This window comes from Glaciimonas sp. Gout2 (assembly GCF_035018905.1).
Lineage (GTDB): Bacteria > Pseudomonadota > Gammaproteobacteria > Burkholderiales > Burkholderiaceae_D > Glaciimonas.
In genome coordinates this window covers 159,099-181,788 of the sequence record NZ_JASJXA010000004.1, presented here as the reverse complement: position 1 = coordinate 181,788, position 22,690 = coordinate 159,099, and the positions used below count along the sequence as shown (strand labels likewise).

Annotated in this window: 15 protein-coding genes; 5 read left to right on the top strand and 10 right to left on the bottom strand. The window is 49.5% G+C overall.

The genetic code is table 11. The features are described 5' to 3' along the window. Positions 1-377: 377 nt before the first annotated feature. From QN379_RS05345 to QN379_RS05320, 6 genes are all read right to left on the bottom strand, one after another. Positions 378-779, bottom strand: coding sequence for a hypothetical protein (locus QN379_RS05345; protein WP_322233782.1), 402 nt, complete (start codon positions 777-779; stop codon positions 378-380). A gap of 224 nt (positions 780-1,003) precedes the next feature. After that, positions 1,004-2,011 carry an aldo/keto reductase gene (locus QN379_RS05340; RefSeq protein WP_322240283.1) on the bottom strand — a complete coding sequence of 336 codons (1,008 nt, stop codon included), beginning with the start codon at positions 2,009-2,011 and terminating at the stop codon, positions 1,004-1,006. A gap of 152 nt (positions 2,012-2,163) precedes the next feature. After that, a complete protein-coding gene (locus QN379_RS05335; protein ID WP_323506167.1) occupies positions 2,164-3,090 on the bottom strand; it encodes a transglutaminase family protein in 927 nt (308 codons plus the stop codon). Further along, positions 3,090-5,765 (bottom strand): circularly permuted type 2 ATP-grasp protein, encoded by a 2,676-nt coding sequence (locus QN379_RS05330; RefSeq protein ID WP_323506166.1) that lies wholly within the window; start codon positions 5,763-5,765, stop codon positions 3,090-3,092. The genes QN379_RS05335 and QN379_RS05330 overlap by 1 nt, the downstream gene beginning before the upstream one ends. A 279-nt stretch (positions 5,766-6,044) precedes the next feature. Beyond that, a complete protein-coding gene (locus QN379_RS05325) occupies positions 6,045-9,383 on the bottom strand; it encodes a transglutaminase family protein (protein ID WP_322233792.1) in 3,339 nt (1,112 codons plus the stop codon). A gap of 717 nt (positions 9,384-10,100) precedes the next feature. Further along, positions 10,101-11,603 (bottom strand): PEP-CTERM sorting domain-containing protein, encoded by a 1,503-nt coding sequence (locus tag QN379_RS05320; protein ID WP_323506165.1) that lies wholly within the window; start codon positions 11,601-11,603, stop codon positions 10,101-10,103. 833 nt (positions 11,604-12,436) lie between these two features. On the opposite strand from QN379_RS05320, the gene QN379_RS05315 reads away from it, so the two are divergent. From QN379_RS05315 to QN379_RS05300, 4 genes are read left to right on the top strand one after another with little or no spacing between them, the layout of a single operon-like run. Next, positions 12,437-12,997, top strand: a complete 561-nt coding sequence (locus tag QN379_RS05315) for a PAAR domain-containing protein (protein ID WP_322233798.1) — start codon at positions 12,437-12,439, stop codon at positions 12,995-12,997. Further along, positions 12,994-13,884 (top strand): DUF6402 family protein, encoded by an 891-nt coding sequence (locus tag QN379_RS05310; protein ID WP_323506164.1) that lies wholly within the window; start codon positions 12,994-12,996, stop codon positions 13,882-13,884. The genes QN379_RS05315 and QN379_RS05310 overlap by 4 nt, the downstream gene beginning before the upstream one ends. Next, on the top strand, positions 13,839-14,267 hold the full coding sequence (locus QN379_RS05305) for a hypothetical protein (protein WP_323506163.1): 429 nt from the start codon (positions 13,839-13,841) through the stop codon (positions 14,265-14,267). Before QN379_RS05310 ends, QN379_RS05305 begins: the two co-directional genes overlap by 46 nt. Further along, positions 14,264-14,662 (top strand): hypothetical protein, encoded by a 399-nt coding sequence (locus QN379_RS05300; RefSeq protein ID WP_323506162.1) that lies wholly within the window; start codon positions 14,264-14,266, stop codon positions 14,660-14,662. Before QN379_RS05305 ends, QN379_RS05300 begins: the two co-directional genes overlap by 4 nt. A 198-nt stretch (positions 14,663-14,860) precedes the next feature. Here QN379_RS05300 and QN379_RS05295 read toward each other — a convergent pair whose 3' ends face one another. Continuing rightward, positions 14,861-15,745 (bottom strand): transporter substrate-binding domain-containing protein, encoded by an 885-nt coding sequence (locus QN379_RS05295; RefSeq protein ID WP_323506161.1) that lies wholly within the window; start codon positions 15,743-15,745, stop codon positions 14,861-14,863. A gap of 136 nt (positions 15,746-15,881) precedes the next feature. Further along, positions 15,882-16,301: a cytochrome c-550 PedF gene (gene pedF / locus QN379_RS05290; protein WP_322240285.1), complete on the bottom strand. Its 420-nt coding sequence runs from the start codon at positions 16,299-16,301 to the stop codon at positions 15,882-15,884. A 282-nt stretch (positions 16,302-16,583) separates the two neighbouring features. Here pedF and QN379_RS05285 point away from each other — a divergent pair, with 282 nt between their 5' ends. Further along, on the top strand, positions 16,584-18,617 hold the full coding sequence (locus tag QN379_RS05285; protein WP_416186788.1) for a sigma-54-dependent Fis family transcriptional regulator: 2,034 nt from the start codon (positions 16,584-16,586) through the stop codon (positions 18,615-18,617). Between the two features lie 818 nt (positions 18,618-19,435). Here QN379_RS05285 and QN379_RS05280 read toward each other — a convergent pair. Beyond that, a complete protein-coding gene (locus tag QN379_RS05280) occupies positions 19,436-21,187 on the bottom strand; it encodes a PQQ-dependent methanol/ethanol family dehydrogenase (RefSeq protein WP_322233810.1) in 1,752 nt (583 codons plus the stop codon). Between the two features lie 348 nt (positions 21,188-21,535). Next, a complete protein-coding gene (locus tag QN379_RS05275) occupies positions 21,536-22,684 on the bottom strand; it encodes a porin (protein ID WP_323506160.1) in 1,149 nt (382 codons plus the stop codon). Between the last annotated feature and the right edge of the window lie 6 nt (positions 22,685-22,690).

Genomic DNA, 22,690 nt, shown 5'->3' with positions numbered 1-22,690 from the left:
GGTCCCGGCGATGATTGCTTCGCAGACGTAGCGGGAAACTATCTATCAAATACGCCCGGAAAATTGCGCCTAACGATTTACCAGCGGCAAATATCGTCTTTTGTTTCGCGCAGATGCCAGCAAAGAAACTACATCGTCGTGTTTAAACAACAGCGGCGGACACCGTTAATTGCCCCCGAGCGCTATTTCGCCAGGCGGTAATGAATTTGGTCGCAGCCCACTATAAAATGCCGAAACCGAGAGTGCACTAGTCGTCTGCCATCAGATCGTGGGCGATCAGAAATTGTCCATGCTTATGGTTGCCCATCATTGAGCGACGATCGTCTATGAATCGCCGACGATCAGCCTCACGTATAGTGTTTACGCGGTCGCATCAGCTATTGAACAAAACAGGCCTGATTAGCAGTTGCTTGAATTGTCTTGTATTTTTTTGCCATGGTTTTAACAATTTCTGGATCACGAAACTCCGACCCGCGCGCTCCACTCGCCATTTGCGGTCGCGCCGCTAGTGATATCTCGACGTATTCATCGTACTTGACCGCCTGCGCAACATTATCTATGGCACAAGAACATTTATATAAATACTCGTATTTTCCGGCATGATTTTTCATGCATTCAAGCACATATTCCATCCGGTCCGTGGTCGGAAAATCGTTGGCGTAAGCACTGATCGGAGCAGCAACCGAGGCGGGAATTGTCAGTAGTAAAAACAGGCGTAAAACCTTCATTTCATCTCCATTTATTTTATATTTCCATCTCAGGAAACAAAAAATATGCATATATCATGCCATGAGCTGATCTGTTGTGATGAGAGCTCAATCCATCGATCAAATAATTGTCACGCAGCTTTACCGAACAACTATCCATCAGGGATCGAATAGGAATAGGAATAGGAATGAGAATGGGGCCGAGAAAGGAAAATGAGAAAGGGAGCTAAAAAAAGCAAAATTGAGGTGATGGAACCGCAAATACCGTAGCCGTTCCATCACTTTTGAAACGTTAATCAGCCAACAACCACACGGCCAAAAAATGGATAACCAGGATCGGTATAGCCAGGTGTTGATGCATGGCCCGGCGGCACCAGGCTATCGACTAAAGCCTCATCATCCATCGAAATTTTGACATCCACCGCTGCGTAATAATCGTCCATTTGGGCTAGCGTGCGGGGGCCGGCAATCACCGAGCTGATATGCCGATTTGCCAGTACCCAGGCGGTGGCAAACTGTCCCAACTGAATACCAAGTTCGTCGCTATGTTGCTTGAGGCGCTGTGCGATTTGTAGTGACTCTTCTCTGAATTCAGTTTCCATGATGCGCTTGTCGCCGCGACTTGCCCGCGTGTTTTCGGGTGGTGTCTGCCCCGGCAAATATTTGCCGGTCAATACGCCGCGGGCAATCGGGCTATAAGGCACAACGCCTAGTCCGTAATGCGCACAAGCTGGCAATATTTCAACTTCAGGCATGCGATTGAGCAGGTTGTAATACGGCTGGCAGACGATAGGGCCTGGGATGCCGTTTTTTTCGCACAGGCGCACTACTTCGGCAATACGCCATCCGCGAAAGTTGGAGAGACCGAATCCGCGAATCTTTCCCTGGCTAATCAAATCGCCAAGGGTGCGAACCGCTTCATCCAGATTTTCTTCGTGATAATCGCGGTGGAGATAAAGGATATCCAGATAGTCGGTCGATAAGCGCTTCAGGCTGTTCTCGACTTCACTGATGATCCAGTGACGTGAGTAATGCGATTGATTGGGCTGGCTGCTCATCGGATTGCCGAGCTTGGTGGCAAGCACCCAGTTAGGGCGATCGGCAGCTAGCACCTTACCGACCATTTCTTCTGAAGCACCTTTGGTGTAGACATCAGCGGTGTCAATAAAATTAACACCATGCTCACGGGCTGAAGCGACAATCCGCTCTGCTTCGCCGATGTCGGTTTGGTCACCAAACATCATGGTTCCCAAACAAAGTGCGGAGACCTTCAGGTTGCTGTTGCCTAGGCGTCGATATTGCATCATGTTGTATCCTGTTTTGAGAGTAAGGAAAATCGGGGGCATCCGATTCATTTGTATAAATCGGACAAAAATCGTATACGCATCTCGTATTATGCCGAAAAGACGCCAATACCGTCATTTCCCATCAAATCCAGTACCTTCATTACAGCTGTTTACACCCAGGATAACGGCGTGACCGTCACCTCAACATCCAAGGTCTGTTCACCGCCACCGAGCACGATGCCGCGCATCGGTGTGACGTCGCTAAAATCGCGGCCCCAACCCAAGGTAATATGCTCGGACTGTACGAGACAGCGATTCGTCGGATCGAAATCTATCCACCCAAGATCCGAACAGAAGACCGAGACCCAGGCATGGGAAGCGTCTGCACCGATCATGCGCGGCTGTCCGGCAGGCGGATGCGTGAGTATGTAACCGCTGACGTAGCGTGCGGGAAGGCCGATACTTCTCAAGCAACCGATCATCAATTGCGCAAAGTCCTGACAAACACCACGTCGCCCCTTTAGAACCTCATCCAATGGCGTAGAGATTTCAGTGGCTTTATCGTCGAATTCAAAGTCATCAAAAATACGCTGCGTCAAATTCAATGCGGCATCGAGCAATGCTCTGCCCGCCGTGTAACTAACGCGCGCGTACTGCTCCAACTCGGTGCTGAACTGAACATGCGGCGATGAGAACAAATAACGACATGCATCAAGCGCAGCAGCCGATTTATCTTGCCCGACACTATCGCGCAAACTTTCCCACGGAAGCGTGCCCTGAAGCTGCGCGAATTGGTAGCGCGGCTTCAGTACGACAATCGACTCAGCGCGCACCGACAGCACTTTATGCGGCACAGTGATAGCAATATGACGCGTAATATTGCCAAAATAATCGCGGCCTTCGGAAACATCTTCTTCCCGTGGCTCAATATCGATCTTATGAGATTCAATGTGCTGATATAGAAACGTGCGCGGCGTCAAATGCAGGTATTGCTGCGACAGCGTCACCAGACTTTGATAGGTATAGCGCGTTTCGTGCACGACGCGAAAACGTGCGCCGGGAGCGCCGGGAGCGATAGTCGCTGGTGAATCGCTCATTATTTCTTCGTCCTGTCTTGATAGCTATCCGTGTAACTAAAAAATTTTACGCTGATTTGTTCCGACATGGCTTCGCTGGCGACTTGCATACGATGTAATAAATCGATCAAATGTGCATTGCCGCAATACAAATCAGTTTCCGGTGCCAACGTCAACAATTCGTCTTTTAGCGGAATTAATCGCTCTGCACCGCAAGGCCCGTAAGTGACCGCAATTTTTCTCAGACTTTTTAAGATGCCCTCAAGCTGAAACAGAATGGAACGTGGATTGGTCTCATCGAGTAACAACAAATCAAGCACCGGCAACCACTCTGGTTGTGCGCGATAACGGGAGCGGTAAGTAACAATACTGTCCGACAACTCAAGCAACCAATCGAGACTGCCGTTTGCATCCATCTCCAGCGCGCGCTGCAAAATAACGCTTTGAAACTGCAAGCGTTCGAGACGACGACCAAGAGACAGAAAACGCCATCCAAGATCGCGCGTCATACCATCCAAGGCAAAGCCAGCCATAGTCATCAAGGATGCTGTTGCGTCGTCCAGAATGGTCATCGCCTCCGCCTGAGACAACCTATGATCGTCACTGGTCTCACGCGGCACCATCCGGTTCAGGGCACGCCAATTGTCAACCGACAATCTCTCACGCAAGTGACTGGCAATACCATACAGTTGTTGCTGCTGTCGGGCCAGACCGGGAACATCTGGTGATATGACAGCACGTAATAAAGTGGATTCAATTTGCGCATCGCTGTAAATCGCTGTTGGCTTACTGACTACACTTTGGATTTGGCTTTGACGTTGACTTTGAATCTGGCTTTGGCTCTGCGTCTGGATTTGAACCTGCGTTTGAACCTGCGTTTGCATTTGACTATGATTCAAATCCGCTATTTGGCTTGCTGCCGCAATGGCAACTGCCTCGGACTCCGATTCTTTCATGGGAATCAGATGGAAATAAATACACAATGATTCCACAGTCGGCCATTCAGCGCCGCGATAGGCGGGTCGAACATTGAACAAAATATTCAGCGTAACGCGCAACAGGCGAGCGACATTATCGCAGCGGTCAGCGTTGCGCCCAAACCAAAACAGATTTTCTGCCATGCGACTCGACAGGTGCGTATCATCGCGTACCAGATCATCAATGGTAGTCGTTCTTCTGGATAGACTTTGTGTTGCAATCTGCTCATTGCCTTGCACCCAGGTATCTTTGCTTCCGCCGCCACGTTGCATGGTGATAATACGTGCATCCGTTCCCGTCGCCGCGCGCGTCAACCCACCCGGCATGACTACATAACCCTGCGGCGTAGCGCAAGCATAAACCCGAAGACCAATGGCGCAAGCACTCAGTCCCTCCGATTTCCACACCGGACCTTGCGATAATCGCACCATTTCCTGTGCCACGTAATCGTGTGGTTTAGCACGCATTTTTGCGATAAAAGCAATTCGTTCGGCACCTTTAAGGTCTTGCCCAAACACTGGAAATTGGCGCGACTGCGGAAAGCTTGGCTTGATAATCAGCTCATCCATTTTTTCAATCACTTCCTCCAAAGCCGCTGGTTCGCCACACCACCAGGTCGCCACTGACGGCATTTTTAATGATTCACCGAGCAGGCGCTCACATAATCCCGGCAAAAATCCGAGTAGCGCACCGGACTCCAGCAAACTTGATCCAAGGCTGTTCGCAATCAGCACATTGCCGCGCCGCGCCGCCTCGGTTAACCCCGCCACACCCAATCCGGAGTCTGGCCGTAACTCAAGCGGATCGCAAAAATCATCATCAACTCGACGCATGATCACGTGCACACGCTGCATACCGGACAAGGTTTTAAGCCAAACGACACCGTTACGCACGGTAAGATCGCCGCCCTCGACCAGCGGCAAACCCAGATAACGCGCCAGATAGGCTTGCTCGTAATAGGTTTCGTTATAGGGTCCAGGCGTTAGCAGTACGATTAACGGTGCTTCACTGTTACGCAACGCCGGACCATTTTTGCCGCCATTGCCATTTTTTGCGCATAGCCGCCCCCAATGCGCAAGACTGTCGCGCATGGTATTAAAAAATTCAGTCAGGTGTTGAACCTTGAGGTCACGCAGCAAATCAGGAAAAGTACGCGCGATGATGGCGCGATTTTCCAGTGCATAACCGGCACCGGACGGTGCTTGTGTGCGGTCTGCCACTACCCACCAGTTGCCATTGGGCGCACGTGCAAGATCAACCGCGTAAAAATGCAAGGCGACCCCGTCGGGGTGCTGCATGCCGTGGCAAGGGCGAGAAAAGCCAGCATGACCATGGATCAATTCTGGCGGCAACAAGCCCTCTTCCAGCATTTTCTGGTCGCCATAAACGTCGCCCAGCAGCTGATTCATCAGAGTGGCACGTTGAATAACGGCCGCTTCAATGCCGCTCCATTCATCCTGCGGCAGAATTAAAGGTAAAACATTTAGATCCCAGGGACGTTGGATACCCTTGGAATCGGTATAAACGTTGTATGTAACACCATTTTCGCGCACCTGCTCTTGCACCGTTTCGATGCGTTCGCGCATCATGTAGGGTGCTTCTGCTCCTAAACCATCCAACAAAGCGCGCCAATGTGGACGCGGATGATGAGACGCATCCAGCATTTCATCGAAACTGTCTGGCGGAGCGCGGTAGCTTGCGAGTATTTGATTTAACATTTTGTCGCTTTTTCCTCTTCGAGCGATTCAATCGGTGTGCGGGGTCGCACAATAACACTATGCGCCCCCACACACCCGAATCTTAAGGATACGACCAATTGATTTTTTTCGTAAGCTACTGCGCAAGATGAATTCTGCGTTGCGCACTGGGCACAATCCTCATGCAGATCTTTACATGAGGATTGTTGTTCTCAAGGCTTCACCACCGGATGACTTAAGCACATGTCGCGTTCATCCAGCCTTCTGACACGGCCCTGCACTAGTTACGCTAAAAATGTATTAGTCATGCCAACGCAAATCCAACGTCATTGGGAAGCTTGGATTAGTTTCCTCTTTGTAGACGGTCATGGGTCCTGGCGTGTGGCCATGCGCCCAAAATCGTGCAAAGCGGCGTGCTTCGGCAGCGTTAGCATTCACTGGTGCAGTTGCTTCACTGCGACCACCCGGATGGACCACGTGATACGTGCAACCGCCAATGGCGCGGCCACTCCAGGTATCGACCAGATCGAAGGTCAACGGCGCGTGGATCTTGACCGTTGGATGCAATGCTGACCACGGACTCCAGGCGCGGAACCGTACACCGGCGACATATTCGCCGGGAATACCAGTTGGATGCAACGGCAACATGCGTCCGTTACAAGCGATAACGTGACGTCCGTCGGTCAGTCCGCGTACCAGCAACTGCATGCGTTCGACCGAAGAATCAACATACCGTGCGGTGCCACCAGCAGCCATTTCCTCACCCAGTACGTTCCATGGCTCAATCGCCTGACGCAGTTCCATCTCTACGCCTTCATAGACAACCGTACCAAAGCGTGGGAAGCGGAACTCGATAAACGGGTCAAACCAGTTTTCCTCGAACGCGTAGCCGGCAGCACGTAGATCTTTAGCAACATCACGAATATCTTGTGCCACAAAATGCGGCAACATCCAGCGATCATGCAATGCCGTGCCCCAATTGACCAATTTAGCCTGATACGGTTGCTTCCAGAAACGCGACACCAGCGCGCGCAGCAACAGCATTTGCAGCAAACTCATGCGTTCATGCGGCGGCATTTCAAATGCACGGAATTCGACTAGTCCTAAGCGGCCAGTCGGACCATCCGGTGAATACAGTTTATCAATCGAAAATTCGGAACGATGGGTATTACCAGTCAAATCGACCAGATGGTTACGTAACAAGCGATCAACCATCCACGGTTTGTCGCCCGGATGCAAGGTCGGCAACACTTTGTCCATTTGCTGGAAGGCAATTGCCAACTCGTATAAATTGTCATCACGCGCTTCATCCACCCGCGGCGCCTGACTTGTAGGTCCAATAAACGTGCCCGAGAACAGATATGACAAGGCGGGGTGATTTTGCCAGTACGTGATCAGGCTTTTCAGTAGATCAGGACGACGCAGCATCGGGCTATCTTCTGCCGTGGCACCGCCTAACGTAGCATGGTTGCCGCCGCCAGTGCCGGTATGGCGTCCGTCAACCATAAATTTTTCCGTACCAAGACGTGTCAGGCGCGCCTCTTCGTACAGCGTGGTCATGTTGTAGACCAGTTCCTTCCAGCTTGCGGCAGGATGAATATTCACCTCAATCACACCAGGGTCCGGCGTCACGCTAAGCAACTTGACCCGTGGATCGCGCGGTGGCGGATAACCCTCAATCCATAGCTTCAACTTCAGCTTGGCCGCAGTATTTTCCACCGCCGTCACCAAGGCCAGATAATCCTCAACGCGTTTGACCGGCGGCATAAAGATATGCAAACGCCCCGCCCGAACCTGAATGCACAAGCCGGTATGAATCACTTCACGCGGTGCGGGTTTAGGATCGACACCCGGAACAGGTGCCGCTTTGGTCGCTTTTTCAGGGTCCAGACTCAGCGTAGGACGCTTTCCATTTTTTGCCGTAGGCAAAGCGCCGCGAGGAGCAAACGGATCAACGTCAAATTCCGGCGGCACTTCGTCCGGCAACACCCAAGGCAACGCGTTCAGAGGCAAACGCAGTCCCATCGGCGAATCGCCTTCGGTAAGATACAAATGCTCGCGTTTGAGCGGCCATGCTGAAGTACGCCAGACTGTCCCTAAAGACGTAGCAGGATCAAAGTCTTTTGGCTTCAACGGCAAGACATAACCGACTATCTCGCCCAAGCCGGTTTCCAGCAATCGCGCTAACCGACGACGCTCTTCCGAAGCCTTTAAATTGGCTTTTAACGGATCAACGTTGACCGGCATTCCCTGCTCACGATGGACCTGAAGCATGACATCTTCATAGGCCGCGATGGCACTATTGGCAGGAAGGCCGAGCGCTTTTACCAGTTCGGCAGTGAAGCGCGCTGCTTCGTCGCCGACATAACCATCCGGCTTGTTCTCGTCTGAGAACAACGTTGCGTCTAGCCACATTGGTTGACCGTCAACACGCCAAAAAATATTTAACGCCCAGCGTGGCAATGGCTCGCCAGGATACCATTTTCCTTGACCATAATGCAGCATGCCGCCCGGCGCAAAATGGTTCTTCAGGCGGTGCATCAACTGCCCCGCTAATTCACGCTTTTCGTCGCCGTGCGCTAAAGTATTCCACTGCGCGCCGTCCATATCATCAACAGACACAAAGGTTGGTTCGCCACCTTGAGTCAGGCGCACGTCCTGGCGCTTCAAGTCAGCGTCGACCTGATGTCCAAGCTTATCGATTTTTAGCCAGTCTTCTTCCGAATAGGGCTTGGTCACGCGTGGATCTTCATGAATCCGTGTGACGGTCATTTCATGGAAGAACGTTACTTCGGCCTTGTCGGTAAAGCCGCTCACCGGCGCTGCCGAGGATGGCATCGCGGTGCAAGCGAGCGGAATGTGCCCTTCACTCGCCAGCATGCCTGACGTAGGATCCAGGCCGATCCAGCCTGCGCCCGGGATATACACTTCGGTCCACGCATGCAAATCGGTAAAATCGACTTCGGTGCCACTTGGGCCGTCGAGTGATTCCTGATCGGGACGCAATTGAATCAAATAGCCCGACACAAAACGCGCAGCTAAACCCAACTGACGCATAATTTGGACTAACAACCAGCCACTGTCACGGCAAGAACCAGACCGTTTCAGGAGCGTATCTTCCGGCGTTTGCACGCCCGGTTCCATCCGCAGCAGATAAGCAATATCGCCCTGCAAACGCTGGTTAATGGCGACCAGAAAATCGTTCGTCGCGAGCGGTTTTTTGAGAATGTCGCGCTTTGCTGCCGCGACCCATTCCACCAGCAACGGACCCGGTTCATCCACCGCCAGATACGCACTGAGTTCGGACTTTTGTTGTGCGGGATAGCTGAACGGAAATGTCTCTGCGTACTTCTCAACAAAAAAATCGAACGGGTTAATGACCGTCATATCGGCAATCAAATCAACCGTAAATTCCAGGACGTCAGATTTCTCCTGAAACACAAAACGGCCGATATAGTTGCCGTAAGGATCTTGCTGCCAATTGATAAAATGGTCTTCAGGCGTGACGCTCAGCGAATACGACAGAATCGGGGTACGCGCATGCGGAGCAGGACGCAAACGGACTTCATGCGGAGATAAAGTGACCAGGCGATCATAGTGGTAGCTGGTTTTGTGATGCAGCGCGACACGGATGGCCATTGAGTGATGCCTTTCGATGAAAGTTGACGCGAAATGGGTGGATAAGCGATGCCAGTAATGTTTAAAAATCGCTAAAAAAGGTCCATTTCTCTCTAAGCAGGATTCATACCCGAAAAGCCACGTAGGGATATCACAGAGCCAATCTAGTTATAGCAACCAAATTAAAGTCGGTCGAGTTACCCAGGGCCAGACGCAACCATTGCAACTTTCGCGACTCCTTCGCGTGCTATCTTGCGATTTTTCTACCTCACAATATTACTTCAATGCGGGAGTGACGGGAGGGACACGAACGATTTTTTTGATACGGCATCCCCACGCATCGATAGACGGTGTGCCTAGAGGAAATCCGCTGATAAAATTGTCATTTTAGCATCACCAAGATGCTCTGGCATAAATGGATAGCGTCGAATAAACGATGGCAGCATCGACAGGTGAAAATATCAACATAAAAACCAATTTCAAAAAGATCTCCGATGGAAGACCCAAGACGACTTTGCATCATGCCCACTTATTGCATCCGCCGATGTGCGCTGGCCCAACAGTGCTCACGCGCAGAACGGCATGTGCTACCTATGCTTCGATCGGGTCTTGATGCTGATGCATTTCGTCGACTTTAAAGAACTGATCCGCAACAACTGAACTTCACCACCTCACCGCCATAGTATTGCACTGCTATCGCGCAACGGTCTTGCTACGCGATAGTCCGGCTAATGCTCGTTAACCGCGCTGTGACAAACTACGCTGGCGCAATGTAAACAATCCCATCAGTGCGATAGCAAATAGTGCCAATGAACCTGGCTCAGGAACCGGAGCAAATGCAACGCCACGAATCGAGGTGTTGCCAGTAGCATCCGTATATAGGGTCGAGAAACTCTCATTGGATGCCTGTGCTGCTGTGGTATTGCTCAGAGCATCCGTGATGCTATACAAATAGCTTTGGGAGAGTTCATTGAGTCCGTAGCTAGTAGCAAACAGCTCCACCTGGTTACCTATGACTTCGCCAGTCAGCGCGAACAAACCGGTCACGCCAGGCGCACTTGGCGTTGCAGCGTTAGCACCGGCGTTATCAACCAGATTCAATCCTTTGACAAGGTCATAGGCCAAAGTCCAATTGCCATTGGTCAGCACCCATTTTTGCAATCCGCCTTCGCCCAAGGCAGCTTTATCTACATTGCCGTTCTTGGGCTGGCCGCTGTCGGTTACATAAAGAACAGTCGGGCTGGCGAAAAAATAGCTCTCAGGGCTGACATATACAAAGCTACCAATTCGCGCGTTGTTGACGCCGTTTGCCGTATTCGCTGTGAGATTGATAGAGCCATTATTGCCACCAAGCGACAGTGGCGAAGCAACCGGTGTGATATGGGTAGTCTGGAGACCCGTAGCAGAGGTCGGTAAGAGACCTGTGGCGCTAGTCAACGCGCTGATATTAGAGAGGTTATTAGCAGCTCCGCCGCCAGGGCTACGATCGCGCGAAACATACAGAGTATTCCCATTTCCATTATTGAAGATCGAGACGACGCGGGTATCAGTCGTGTTATCGATACCCGTTGCTGTGGTTGCGCCGCGTGCGGCAACAAACACGCCCTGAGTCGGATCGGTTTTGCTGGCAGCTTGGCCTGATACGTATAACGTTGAACCGTCTACCGTTGCAACACTGCGTGGATTATTTTGATTGAAAATTTCTGACAATGCAGTGCTGGTATCGACTTTGGCATCAGCGCCGATTAATGCGACGACACGGGCCACGGTGGTGACCGGAGTTCCGGTTTGATTTCCCACTGTTAAGCTTGTCGATTGGCCCAATGCCGCGTTGCCGTAGACCGATGTTGGTGCGGTATTAAAAGCTGTGGCATTGACTCCGTAGCCGGCGATAGTCAGGTATTGACCATTCACTGAGGTTTGCAAAATACCTTCAGAGGCCGAGCCATACTCACCGGAAATTGCGGAATTATTTCCGTTGTTGGTTTGCGACAGTGTCAGCGAACCGTTTTGTGTCGCCGTGGTACCGCCAGCACCAAGCTGCAATTGTACCAATACGATAGGCGCTGCGGAGTCGAGCCCGCTCCCGTTATAAGACGACACGGTGCTAATAACGAGGTTACCAGCAGTGAAACTGGTAATGGGTGCACTCATCGCTGAAGACGCTGCAAAAAGCGCTCCAAGTAGAACGACGGCGGAAGATGCGTAACGGCGCTGCAGTGGCAGGAAGGAGGGATGCATAGAATTCTCTGTGGGTTAAGATCAAGGTTGCGCCGCTTCTATGCAAATAGTGAGCCAGAAAAATAAGATGATATAAATCAGGTATTTAGATCGATTGAAATAATTTTTTAAGCATGAATGTAAAAAATTTCGACATCTCAAAGAGGGGTAAATTATCTTTGGTCATATGCATCTATACGATATTTATGACCGGCGTATTACAGGAATATGATAGTTGTGTGATGCATGTAATTAAGGAAAATTTTTAACGATATTTCAGGCATTTTATTTTGAGAAAACACGCTGAATAATAATTTTCTGAGTCCATTTTTCTGATTGTGAATTTTATGGTCATTTTTCTATTGTTTTCTCTTCACAAAAATAACTTTTAAATAAAAGATGTAAAAAAAATCGTCATCTGGGCGAGATAGAAATTATTTTCATATTGACGTACACCAGCTAAATGACGGGCGCATTACTACCGCGTAATATTTATATGGCACCTCAATTTAAAAAAGTTTTTAACGACATTTCCAATGCTATTTCCGATACGGGGAAACTGATGGAAATGTTGAACAGACGGCACTCCGCGGCGGCTCATGCGTGATGATGTGGTGAGTTATTTTGATGCTCTGGTCTGCGATTTTGCGTTGTTTCTTTTATTAATATCACTGTCAGCGTGGTCGCGATCACCACATCGCTCGACGATGTAAAAACTCCGGACCTGACTCGACGGGACGAATTTCGGCCTGTACTAAGCCGAACACCTAACAAGCATAGAAGCGTCGTAAAAATGCAAGCAATAGCGTTGATACTCGTCGTAATTTTTGACGACCAACACTATTGAGAATGCTATGACAAGACGGTATTACATCCATGAAGGTGATGCGACAACGGCCCGCGGGGTAGTCAAGGAAGGGCTTGCCAACGATCAATGGCACGGCCTGACGCGATCGTTCGAAGGCGATGATGTCTATTGCCGTACTTGCAGATCGACGGGGACGATCAGTTGTTCCGGCACCCGTGTCCCTAACCTGGGTTCGCACGGTAAAGAAGCCGCACTGGACGGTGATTTGTGCAATTGCAGATGCAGGCGGAAGCCACGCCTGATCGCCTCACAATCCATTTCGTACACCGAAGGCGACGCCACGCCTTCCGATGAAGACTTTGGCAATCACCATAAAAACGCAGCCCTCGGCAACGCTGGCAGCGCATACGACCGGCATTTTGTGTTGCTTGATAGCGTAACTGGGCTGCCAGTCGAAGGCGTCGCCTACGGAATCCAATCTGAATCCGGCCAACACCACGGCAGCGCCAATGATCAAGGCGAAACGGTTCAGGCCCATTCTTCGGCACCGCACAAAGTCACCTTGCAATACGCAGTACCAACGCGATTCGGAGTGGACAAAAAATGAGTCTACCCATTGCAGTCGCCATGACAACCCCATGCAGTGATCGCAAGGGAGTGGAATGCGCAATAGAAATGATGCAGCTCCGTGACATCCCCGACATCATGGAAAAGATGGGCTGGCCTATCGCCGCACAGATTATGCGGCACTGGTTCGCGAACGACACCGGGTGGGTGATGCCCAACGACGTAAAAATAGGGAAATTTGATCCTTGTAAACTGACGCCAGCGGAGTATGACGACCAGATTATCAAGATGGCGTGGCTACTGAAATTCCCACGTGCGGTGGAGGCGTTTGATTATGTTTTGGAAAATTGGGCAACAGCGAACGGAAAGAATGAGCTTAAGAAAAAATTAATTAAAGGGGGTTGGAAACCAAAATCGATAGAGCCATGCAAGTTAGGAAGTCGCACCATGTCTGCGCGTGAACTAGATAGTAAGTGCCAAGTAAATTACCGAGAATTTGGCGAAAAACTGGATACTTTTGACGAACTATACGGTGCTGTTGGTACGGGTATTTTTAAACTGGCCGTAGTCGGCGAAACAAGCACCAATTGGTTGCTGCAACAGGACATATTTCATGTCAGGCATATCGGCCTTTATTTACGCGACACCTATGACTTCAATACCACGACCACCTTTGAAGAAATGGTTCCTTTAGGGGTATGGAGCAAAACGCATTTGATACCAAAAATTAAAATGGCCGCTTACATGGTTTTGTACTACGACAACAAACCTGCATTGGCTGAACTATTTCCGAATGTAGTCCCTGCGTTTAACGATGATTTTCGACGCTACCAAACGCGCCATAAGACAGGTGGGGATTTTGTGGTGTATTCGGATGTGATGTGGGTAAAGGTAACCAAAAAAATGGAGATAGCGCTACCGTGGTAAGAATCAAAATCAAATGGCTTCTCCTATTAATAGTTTTAATTGCTTATTTTTCTTATGAAAATTGGCATGAAGGAACGCCGTACGGAGAAAAACAATATAGCCCGAATAAGGAGTTTTACTATCAGCAATACAAAGTCTTCACCATCGACGACTTGATTCCCTTCATGCCACTGCCGGGCGGAGGTTCTGATGGCTTGCACTTTATAGACGGTTACGTCAGGGGATATACAGCAAACGGAGATTTTATTGGAGAAGCGTACGCACATGGAATGCCGATGGCAAACATATTCTGGATAGATGACTTACTTGTAGTAATGGATGGCCTTCAAAGCAAGAATGATGACGGAGGAATTAAGTTTCCAAAAGATGTAGGTTTTCCATGATAAAAATCAGAAGAAAATGGCTTTTCATATTAATAGCTCTTCCTGTACTTGCCTATTTTACGTATAAAAATTGGCATGAGGGAACGCCTTATGGAGGGAAGAAATATAGCCCAAATAAAGAGTTTTATTATCAGCGATACAAAGTCTTCACCATTGATGAGTGGATTCCGTACGTGCCGATGCCAGGAGGAGGTTCTGACAGTTTGTTTTATGTAGACGGTTACGTCAGAGTATACATGGCGGCAGGAGACTTTATTGGAGAAGCCTACGCAAACGGCATGCCAATGGCACACGTATTTTGGGCGCGGAATAAACTCATAGTGATGGATGGCGAAAACAACGCCAACGACGACGAGGGCATAATTATCCTTCCGAGAAGTTCAAGCGAGCCATGATAAATATCAGAAAAATGCACATCACATCCATAATCCTCCCCACGATTACTTATTTTGCTTATGCAAATTGGCATAAGGGAACGCGGCCCGTGCGCTATTTAACAATAAATAGCACACGGGCCGACCATCTGACTCAGATATTGAAGCTACAGATAACGTCGAGGGAAATACAAAAACAGGCATGTCATCTGTAGCCTATCAAGGCGTCACCACCTCAACCCCATGTTTAGCAAATATCTGGGCCATTTCGCCTGAGGAGACCAATGCGTCGGTAGCGTCTTGCAACGCCTTTGCGAGTTCAGGATCATCCTTTTTCACCGCCATGCCGATCACCCAACCTTTGCGTGGCAGCCGCTGAAAGGTAACTTCGGTCATTTGAAAATGGGGATCTTTGCCGATCACTGATTCTATTTCTGAACGATTGGCGACAACGCCATCCAGTTTACCCGCCTTGAGTTTTTCAAGCGCTTCGGTCGCGGTCGGATAGATCTTTACATTTTCTCGAAACTTGCCGTCTTCCGCGCCGAGTAACAACATGGTACCAATTGAAATTTTTTCGGCACCAATAGTTTTTCCGGTAATTGAATCGAGGTTGTCGAACTCCGGCACTTTACGGATATCCCGCACCAGGCGTACCGTTTCGCGATGATAGGGCGCAAAAATGCTGACCTTGTCATTTTGGTTTATCAAAAGCGGATCTACTGGCACATGCATCAACAGATCGGCGGGACCATATCCAAGGTAATGCCCTTTCCACACCATATTGCGCAAATCATCACTCAGATCTTCACCGGCAGGGAACGGTAGCAAACTCACTTTGAGTCCCAATTTTTTTGCTAACGCTTCTGCGATATCGATATCGATCCCGCCCGTGGTGGATGAAAACGGCGCAAAGTCATCATAAACGGCGACCTTTAAAACACCCGATTGTGTGATTTTTAAAAAATCGGCACTCGCCTCAGCATGCGCCGGAGCGCTGAAGAAAAGACAAACGCTGAGGGAGAGAAAGACAGGAATTCTGGCGAGCGATGTTCGGGCAAGTATTAGCATTGCACCGACGACCTGACAAGAAAGTGTGTACATTAAATAGCACCTTGTTATTGTATGTTTTTTGGTTACCGTTACTTGGTGACGTCATGGGTGACACCGTCTCAGATGTGCCGCATCGATGACCCTCAATATGATCGCGTTTTGATCATTATCACGCGATCATCATGCCCTAATTGATTGCGCGTAGCGTCTCAAGATACGCTTTGATAGACCACATCGCTTCCTGGTTTAGGATTCCTTCAAATGGCGGCATATACACAGCACCATTACGGACTTTGCCGTGACGCACGGAAACCAGGAAATATTTATCGGTCTCTTTGAAGCAGGCTGCTTTTTTATCAGGGCTTTTCAGATCCATGCAATCGCGATCCAATAATCGTAAATCTGGCGCGATACCACCCGATTGTGCTTGCAGTCCATGGCATCGGGCGCAATTTTCAGCATAGGCAGAGGTGCCTATATTGATGGCCTCTTTCTGACCGCGGAAAGGATTTTCGTCACGCCATGCGGCTCCCAGCGCTGGTAATGTTTTGGTATCAACCGGTTGCGGTATCACGTCACCGTGCGCATACACGAACGACGGTGCCATGATGGCAAACGATAAAGCGCAACACGAAATAAGGTGGGTTAGTTTTTTCATACGATCTCCTCTACAACGTTTTTAAATAATACGGAGGTAGTGGCAATTGTCATGCCAAGCAAATACGACACATTGGCACCAAATCTTGTTCTATTTCTGAACAACAGCGCCATCAAGTGCTATATTTAAGAGCACTATATAAAAAAACAATACAAAAAAATAATGCGGCTCCAGGAGTCTGAGCGCTAAGCCGACAGAATCCGTGCCGCAACATACAAGCAGGAGACAACCATGCATCCAACTGACACTTCCGACTCCCGCGGCAAGCCCGCCGCTATCTCAAATAGCAATTCGGCTAATAAAGAGGCCCGTGGCACGCTTTCTGCTTGCGATGGAGCCATGATGATAGAAGAATCCCGTCAACGCTCAAAAGCGTATGGCCTGTCGGAAGGTGAAAAACCAGATTTCAGTCCCATTGGGCGGCCTGATTTAGCGCTATTGTTGGACCAAAACCGCACGCTGCACACGCACGCGATACCGGTGATGGAAACGCTTTACGAACAAATCATTAACACGCACAACATGGTGATACTCACCGACGTGAACGGTTTGATCGTGCATACGTTGGGAGACGACGACTTTTTAGAAAAAGCCAATCGGGTCGCCCTCAAACCCGGCGTGACATGGTCGGAGGCCAGCAAGGGGACCAACGCGATTGGCACGGCGATTGCGGAACAACTGCCGGTCCAGATCCATGCGAATGAACATTTTCTGGTCGCCAATCACTTCCTCACCTGTTCTGCCGCTCCCATTCTGGACCACAAAGGCAACGTCATCGGCGTGCTCGACGTCACCGGAGATCAATCCAGTTTTCACAAACACACGATGGCGCTGGTCCGTATGTCGGCGCAAATGATCGAAAATCATTTGTTTTTGGCGGCGTTTCAGGATGCGATCACGTTACACTTTAATACACGACCCGAATTTATCGGCACGTTAATGGAAGGCATTGTTTCGTTCTCTCCAAATGGCCGGTTTCTGTCTGCCAACCGGACCGGTCTGTTTCAGCTTGGCCTACCCATGTCGGCCCTGCAATCGCATACCTTTAGTTCGCTATTCGGCTTGTCGATTGCGGCCTTGTTCGACCATTACCGCACGGCAGCACCAGGATTTTTGAATCTTTGCATGCCAAGCGGTGTCCGCGTATACGGACGCGCTCAAATGCACCTGGCCAATAGCCCATTTCATCGCTCGGTGGAGTTGGTTCGCGCCAATGCTGATTCTGAGCAGGACGTTGAAACCAACAACCATACCGGGACAACAACAGCCAATGCGATGGCGATCAATCGCGCTACTCAAGCAGCGCGGCGCATGTCTGGCCTTCGCTATCTGAACACCGGCGATCCACAAGTAGCGGCGCTGATTGAAAAAGTGAACAAGGTACTTGGACGCGATATTCCGATTTTGATCATGGGCGAAACCGGTACCGGCAAAGAGTTACTGGCACAAGCCATTCACAACGATTCGCCGCGCTCAAGCGGTCCTTTTGTCGCAGTCAATTGCGCGTCCATTCCCGAGACACTGATTGAATCGGAATTATTCGGCTATGAGGATGGCGCATTTACGGGGGCGCGTAAAAAAGGCGCGGTGGGGAAAATACTGCAAGCGAATGGTGGAACACTATTCCTCGACGAAATCGGCGACATGCCTTTTAGCCTGCAATCCCGTCTTTTAAGGGTCTTACAAGAGCGCATGGTCACGCCACTCGGCAGCACCAAGTCAATCACCGTCAATGTTGAGTTGATCTGCGCCACCAACCGTAATCTGCGAGACCTGATCACCAAGGGTGAATTTCGCGAGGATCTTTATTACCGATTAAATGGCCTGGTCGTCAAGTTGCCGCCGTTGCGTGAGCGTACCGACATGGACATCGTTGTCGAAAAAATACTTATCGCCGAATCCGTTACCGGGCGCTACACGGTTGCGCCTGAAATCATGCGACTGTTCAAGCTGCATAACTGGCCCGGCAACTTCCGACAACTAACCAATCTTCTGCGCACCGCCATCGTCATGGCAGACCAGGAACATGAAATTCAGCATCACCATTTGCCTGATGATTTTCTGGAAGATATTGAACAAGCTCGTGTCAGCGAACAAAACGACAATACGAAATGGCTGGTATCGAGCGGTGCTAATTTAGAGGAAGTAGAAAGATCGGTGATCGAAAAAGCGCTGGCCTCACACGGCGGCAATGTATCGGCAACCGCCAGAGCATTGGGAGTATCACGCAATACGATCTATCGAAAAATTCCTCTACAAAAATAGTCAGATTCTCTGATTCTTAGTCGATTACTATTTCTACATCCGGGGCTATTTCAGTTCCCAAAAATTGCGCCTGTGTGGAGTAATTAAATTCAATGGCACGTCAATTTAATTACCCCTTATTGGCGCGACAGATGCTGCCGCAGCAAGCGGGTTGCCCCCGCGAAAGTCAATGCCAACAAGCGCTCCGTTTGATCGACCAATTGCACATTTACCGATAGCTCTATTTGTATTTATCTGCGCAAGAATGCAAGGAAAATCCGTCACCAATTTCACCCGTTTGTGACACCAGCAATAAAAATTCCTTCATTTTTTAACTGGCTAAATGACGTTAATATTTGGTCGTTCCAGATTAGTCAAAATAACTAAAGCGTAAGAAGTCATAGGGCCGCACAACATTTTCCCAACCATTTGTTCGCTCTGCTCATTCAAATATTCCCTAGACGCCCAGCAACCGCAGCAACCGCAGCAACCTATGTATCGTTGATCATCATGGGATAACTCCGATCAACAATAAAGAAATATTAAAGTGAACAAAAATTGATGTGCCAATACGCGTCCCAAACTGTTACCGGGCGTAGGTAAATCGCACAGCAAGAGGATAGTGGCGGGCCTAGATCATGTTGTGAGTTTGACTTTCAAGCCGGGGATAAAAGCGTTGTGACAAAAAAAAACTGACGACCGTAGTCGTCAGCAAAATCACCTGGAGAGGAGGAGAAATACTAGTACGCCTTCAATATGTGATTCGCCAGATAATCTAGCGATCTTTGATCACTTGAAGTGACGTCAAAAAAGTATCAACGTTGATCACTGCAACGTTCTTACATTTTTGAACTTAACTTGAAAACCCAGACCGAACCACCTTGCTCGATAGAGTTAATTTTCTTGGCAACTTCACCGCCCCACAATGGCACAGCACCACCCCAACCTGACACAACAGCGACGTATTGCGTGTCGCCATCTTTCCATGTCACTGGCGGCGCTACGACACCGGAACCGGTCTGGAATTTCCACAATTCCTTACCTGTTTTAGCATCAACCGCCTTTAGGAAGCCTTCTGGTGTGCCGTAAAAAACCAGACCACCCGCCGTCGTCATGACACCACCCCATAGCGGTGCATTATTTTTGATTTCCCAGACGATTTTGCCTGTCTTAGGATCAATCGCGCGCATCGCACCGATATAGTCGTCGTTGATTGGGCGAATAGTAAATCCGGCACCCAAAAAGGCACTCCCTTTTTTGTAGCTAACCGGCTCATTCCATATATCCATTCCCCATTCGTTTGCTGGGACATAGAACAGTTTGGTTTGCGGACTGTAAGCCATCGGCATCTGATTTTTCGCGCCGAGGAAAGCGGGTGCGACAAAAGCGGTTGCGCCTTTTTTGCCTTCTTCACCTTTGGTTGGATCGCCTGGACGTCCTGCCTCAATGTAGTTAGGACGACCTGTTTTCATGTCGATTCCTGATGCCCAGGTAATCTTTTTAACAAAAGGAAAAGCGTTTTCTAACTTTCCGTTTTTAGCATCGAGGACATAAAAGAATCCATTACGGTCAGCTTTTGCACCGAATCGTTTTCCGTCCATATCAAAGGTAACAAATTCATTCACACCATCATAATCCCAGCCGTCGTGCGGCGTAGTCTGATAGCTCCATTTGATTTGCCCTGATTCCAGATCCAACGCCACTGTAGAGGACGAATAAAGATTATCGCCAGGACGTAAATGACTGTTCCACGGCGATGGATTACCGGTACCAAAATAAGCTAAGCCAGTCGACGGATCATAGGTTCCGCCGAGCCATGTAGCGCCACCACCGGTTTTCCACAAATCACCAGGCCATGATTTGTTGGTCGTACCGGTAATACCATTTTCAATTGCCTTGCCATCCTTATCGTATTTGTAGCCCATGTGGCCTTCGATCATCGGACGTGACCAGACTAGCTGACCAGTGCGCGGATTGCGCGCATCCACACGTCCCACAACGCCGAACTCACCGCCCGATACGCCAGTCAGCAACAATCCTTTAGCGATCAGTGGTGCGGCAGACATAGAATAACCAGCTGAGTAGTCAGCCACTTTTTCTTTCCAGACGATCTTGCCGGTGTCTTGGTCCAACGCAATCAATTGCGCATCCAGAGTGCCGAAAATCACCAAATTGTCGTACAAAGCTGCGCCGCGGTTAACCACGTCGCAACAAGGCATGATGCCGTCTGGCAAGCGATGTTCGTATTTCCATAACTTGGTTCCGGTCTTCATATCAATCGCATAAATACGCGAGTACGAACCGGTAACAAACATTTTTCCGTTATAAATCAGCGGCTGTGATTCTTGCCCGCGTTGCTTTTCTCCACCGAATGAAAATGACCACGCTGGCGTCAGCTTACTAACGGTACTGGTGTTAATTTGCGTCAAGGTCGAAAAACGTTGACCTTGTGTGCCCATTCCCCATGACAAAACCGTATTTGGTGCCTTGGCATCATTGGCAATCATCGCATCCGTTACGGCCGGTTCAGGCACCGCAAACGCACTGCTAACAACCGCGCTGAGCAGCACTCCTATCAGTTTTTTATGCATGTCATCCTCCTATTTGTATATCGAATATTGAATGTGTTGTGCTACTGTTTTTTTTTGCTATTTTTCTCTACTACTTTTTTACTGTTTTTTGCCAACGCCTTTGTCAATCTCGTTTGCGTTTGTCGTACCACCCACGCGTTCTATATAGGCAAGGTGCATGCCATCTATTTTCTCTAAGCACTGCCCTGTTTTAGGGGGTTATACCGTCCAATGTGTCTTATTAACTGCGCTAAAATTTAGCAACTGTCTCAGAACAGAACAACCACATTGGACGCCGTTACATAGACGATACGATGAACACAATGGCAAAAGTCCGAGGTAGCATGGACAATCACCTTACGCTACCAACTAGAATGCGTGTTTGATGCCCAACTCCACAGCCGTGATGGTTTTTCCGCCAGAAGCAAGGTAAAGATTGTTATTGGCGACACCAAAGGCGGAGCCAGCTGTGTAGCCACTACTCGCTTTCACACCCGCGACCAGTCCGTAGAGCGTTGTCCGCTTCGAAAGAGCGTAATCATCGCTAAGGATGATGGTTTTAGAGTTGTCGCTTACGCCGACTTTGTTACTGGAATAGTAGTAAGCCAGCGTCGCGGTGTTGGCGACCGAAGTCCGGTAGTTGACGCCAGCACCATAAACGCGGTACTGCGCCAGTTCGGATCCTGATGCAGGATCACTGTTTTTGTTGTTCAGATAATTCACCGTCAACGTTGCATCGCCAATGACATAACCTGCGCCAACGCTATATTTTCTGGTTTGCACTCCAGTTCCGCCGATCAAACCGAATTTTTGTCCATTCTCAGATTGGTAACTGGCTGACAGCGTGACGGGACCGGTATAGACTGCGCCCAAAGCAATAACTCGGTTTGCGGCGTTGCTACCGGCGTTTTCACCGAAACTGTACGATCCGCTCAAATTGACATCCGCAATTTTTGTGCTCAGCGCCAAAGCATTCGCCACAAACACATCAATCGGGGAATTCGAATTAGCTGGCGCAGTCGCTGTGCCAACATTCAACGGGCTTTGGGTTAGCGCCCATGAAATCAGACCTGAAAAAGTTTCCTTGAGACCGCGTGGATCAGTCGCAGCATAAGCCAGTACAGCAGGCGAATATTGCTTACCCAACGTGATGGTACCGTAGCTGTTAGACAGACCAACGTTCGATTGACGTCCGAACAGCCCGCCCCATTGTCCGCCTTGTCCAGTACCGGCAAAAAAGTGACCTTCAAGGTTGAAATTGGCCTTTAATCCGCCCCCTAAATCTTCCGAACCTTTGAAACCAAAAATGCTAGGTGTCACGCCGCCGGTGTTTAAGGCTGTGACGCTTCCCGTACCGCCGCTAGGCGTTTTTTGATTGTTGACGAACACAAGTCCTGCATCTACCACACCGTAGATGGTCACGGATGATTGCGCTTGTGCAGTACCAGCAATCGCACTAAGTGCCATGAGCGCCATGAGTGCTGTCGGGGATGCCACACGCTTTACTATTTTTTTCACAAAAGT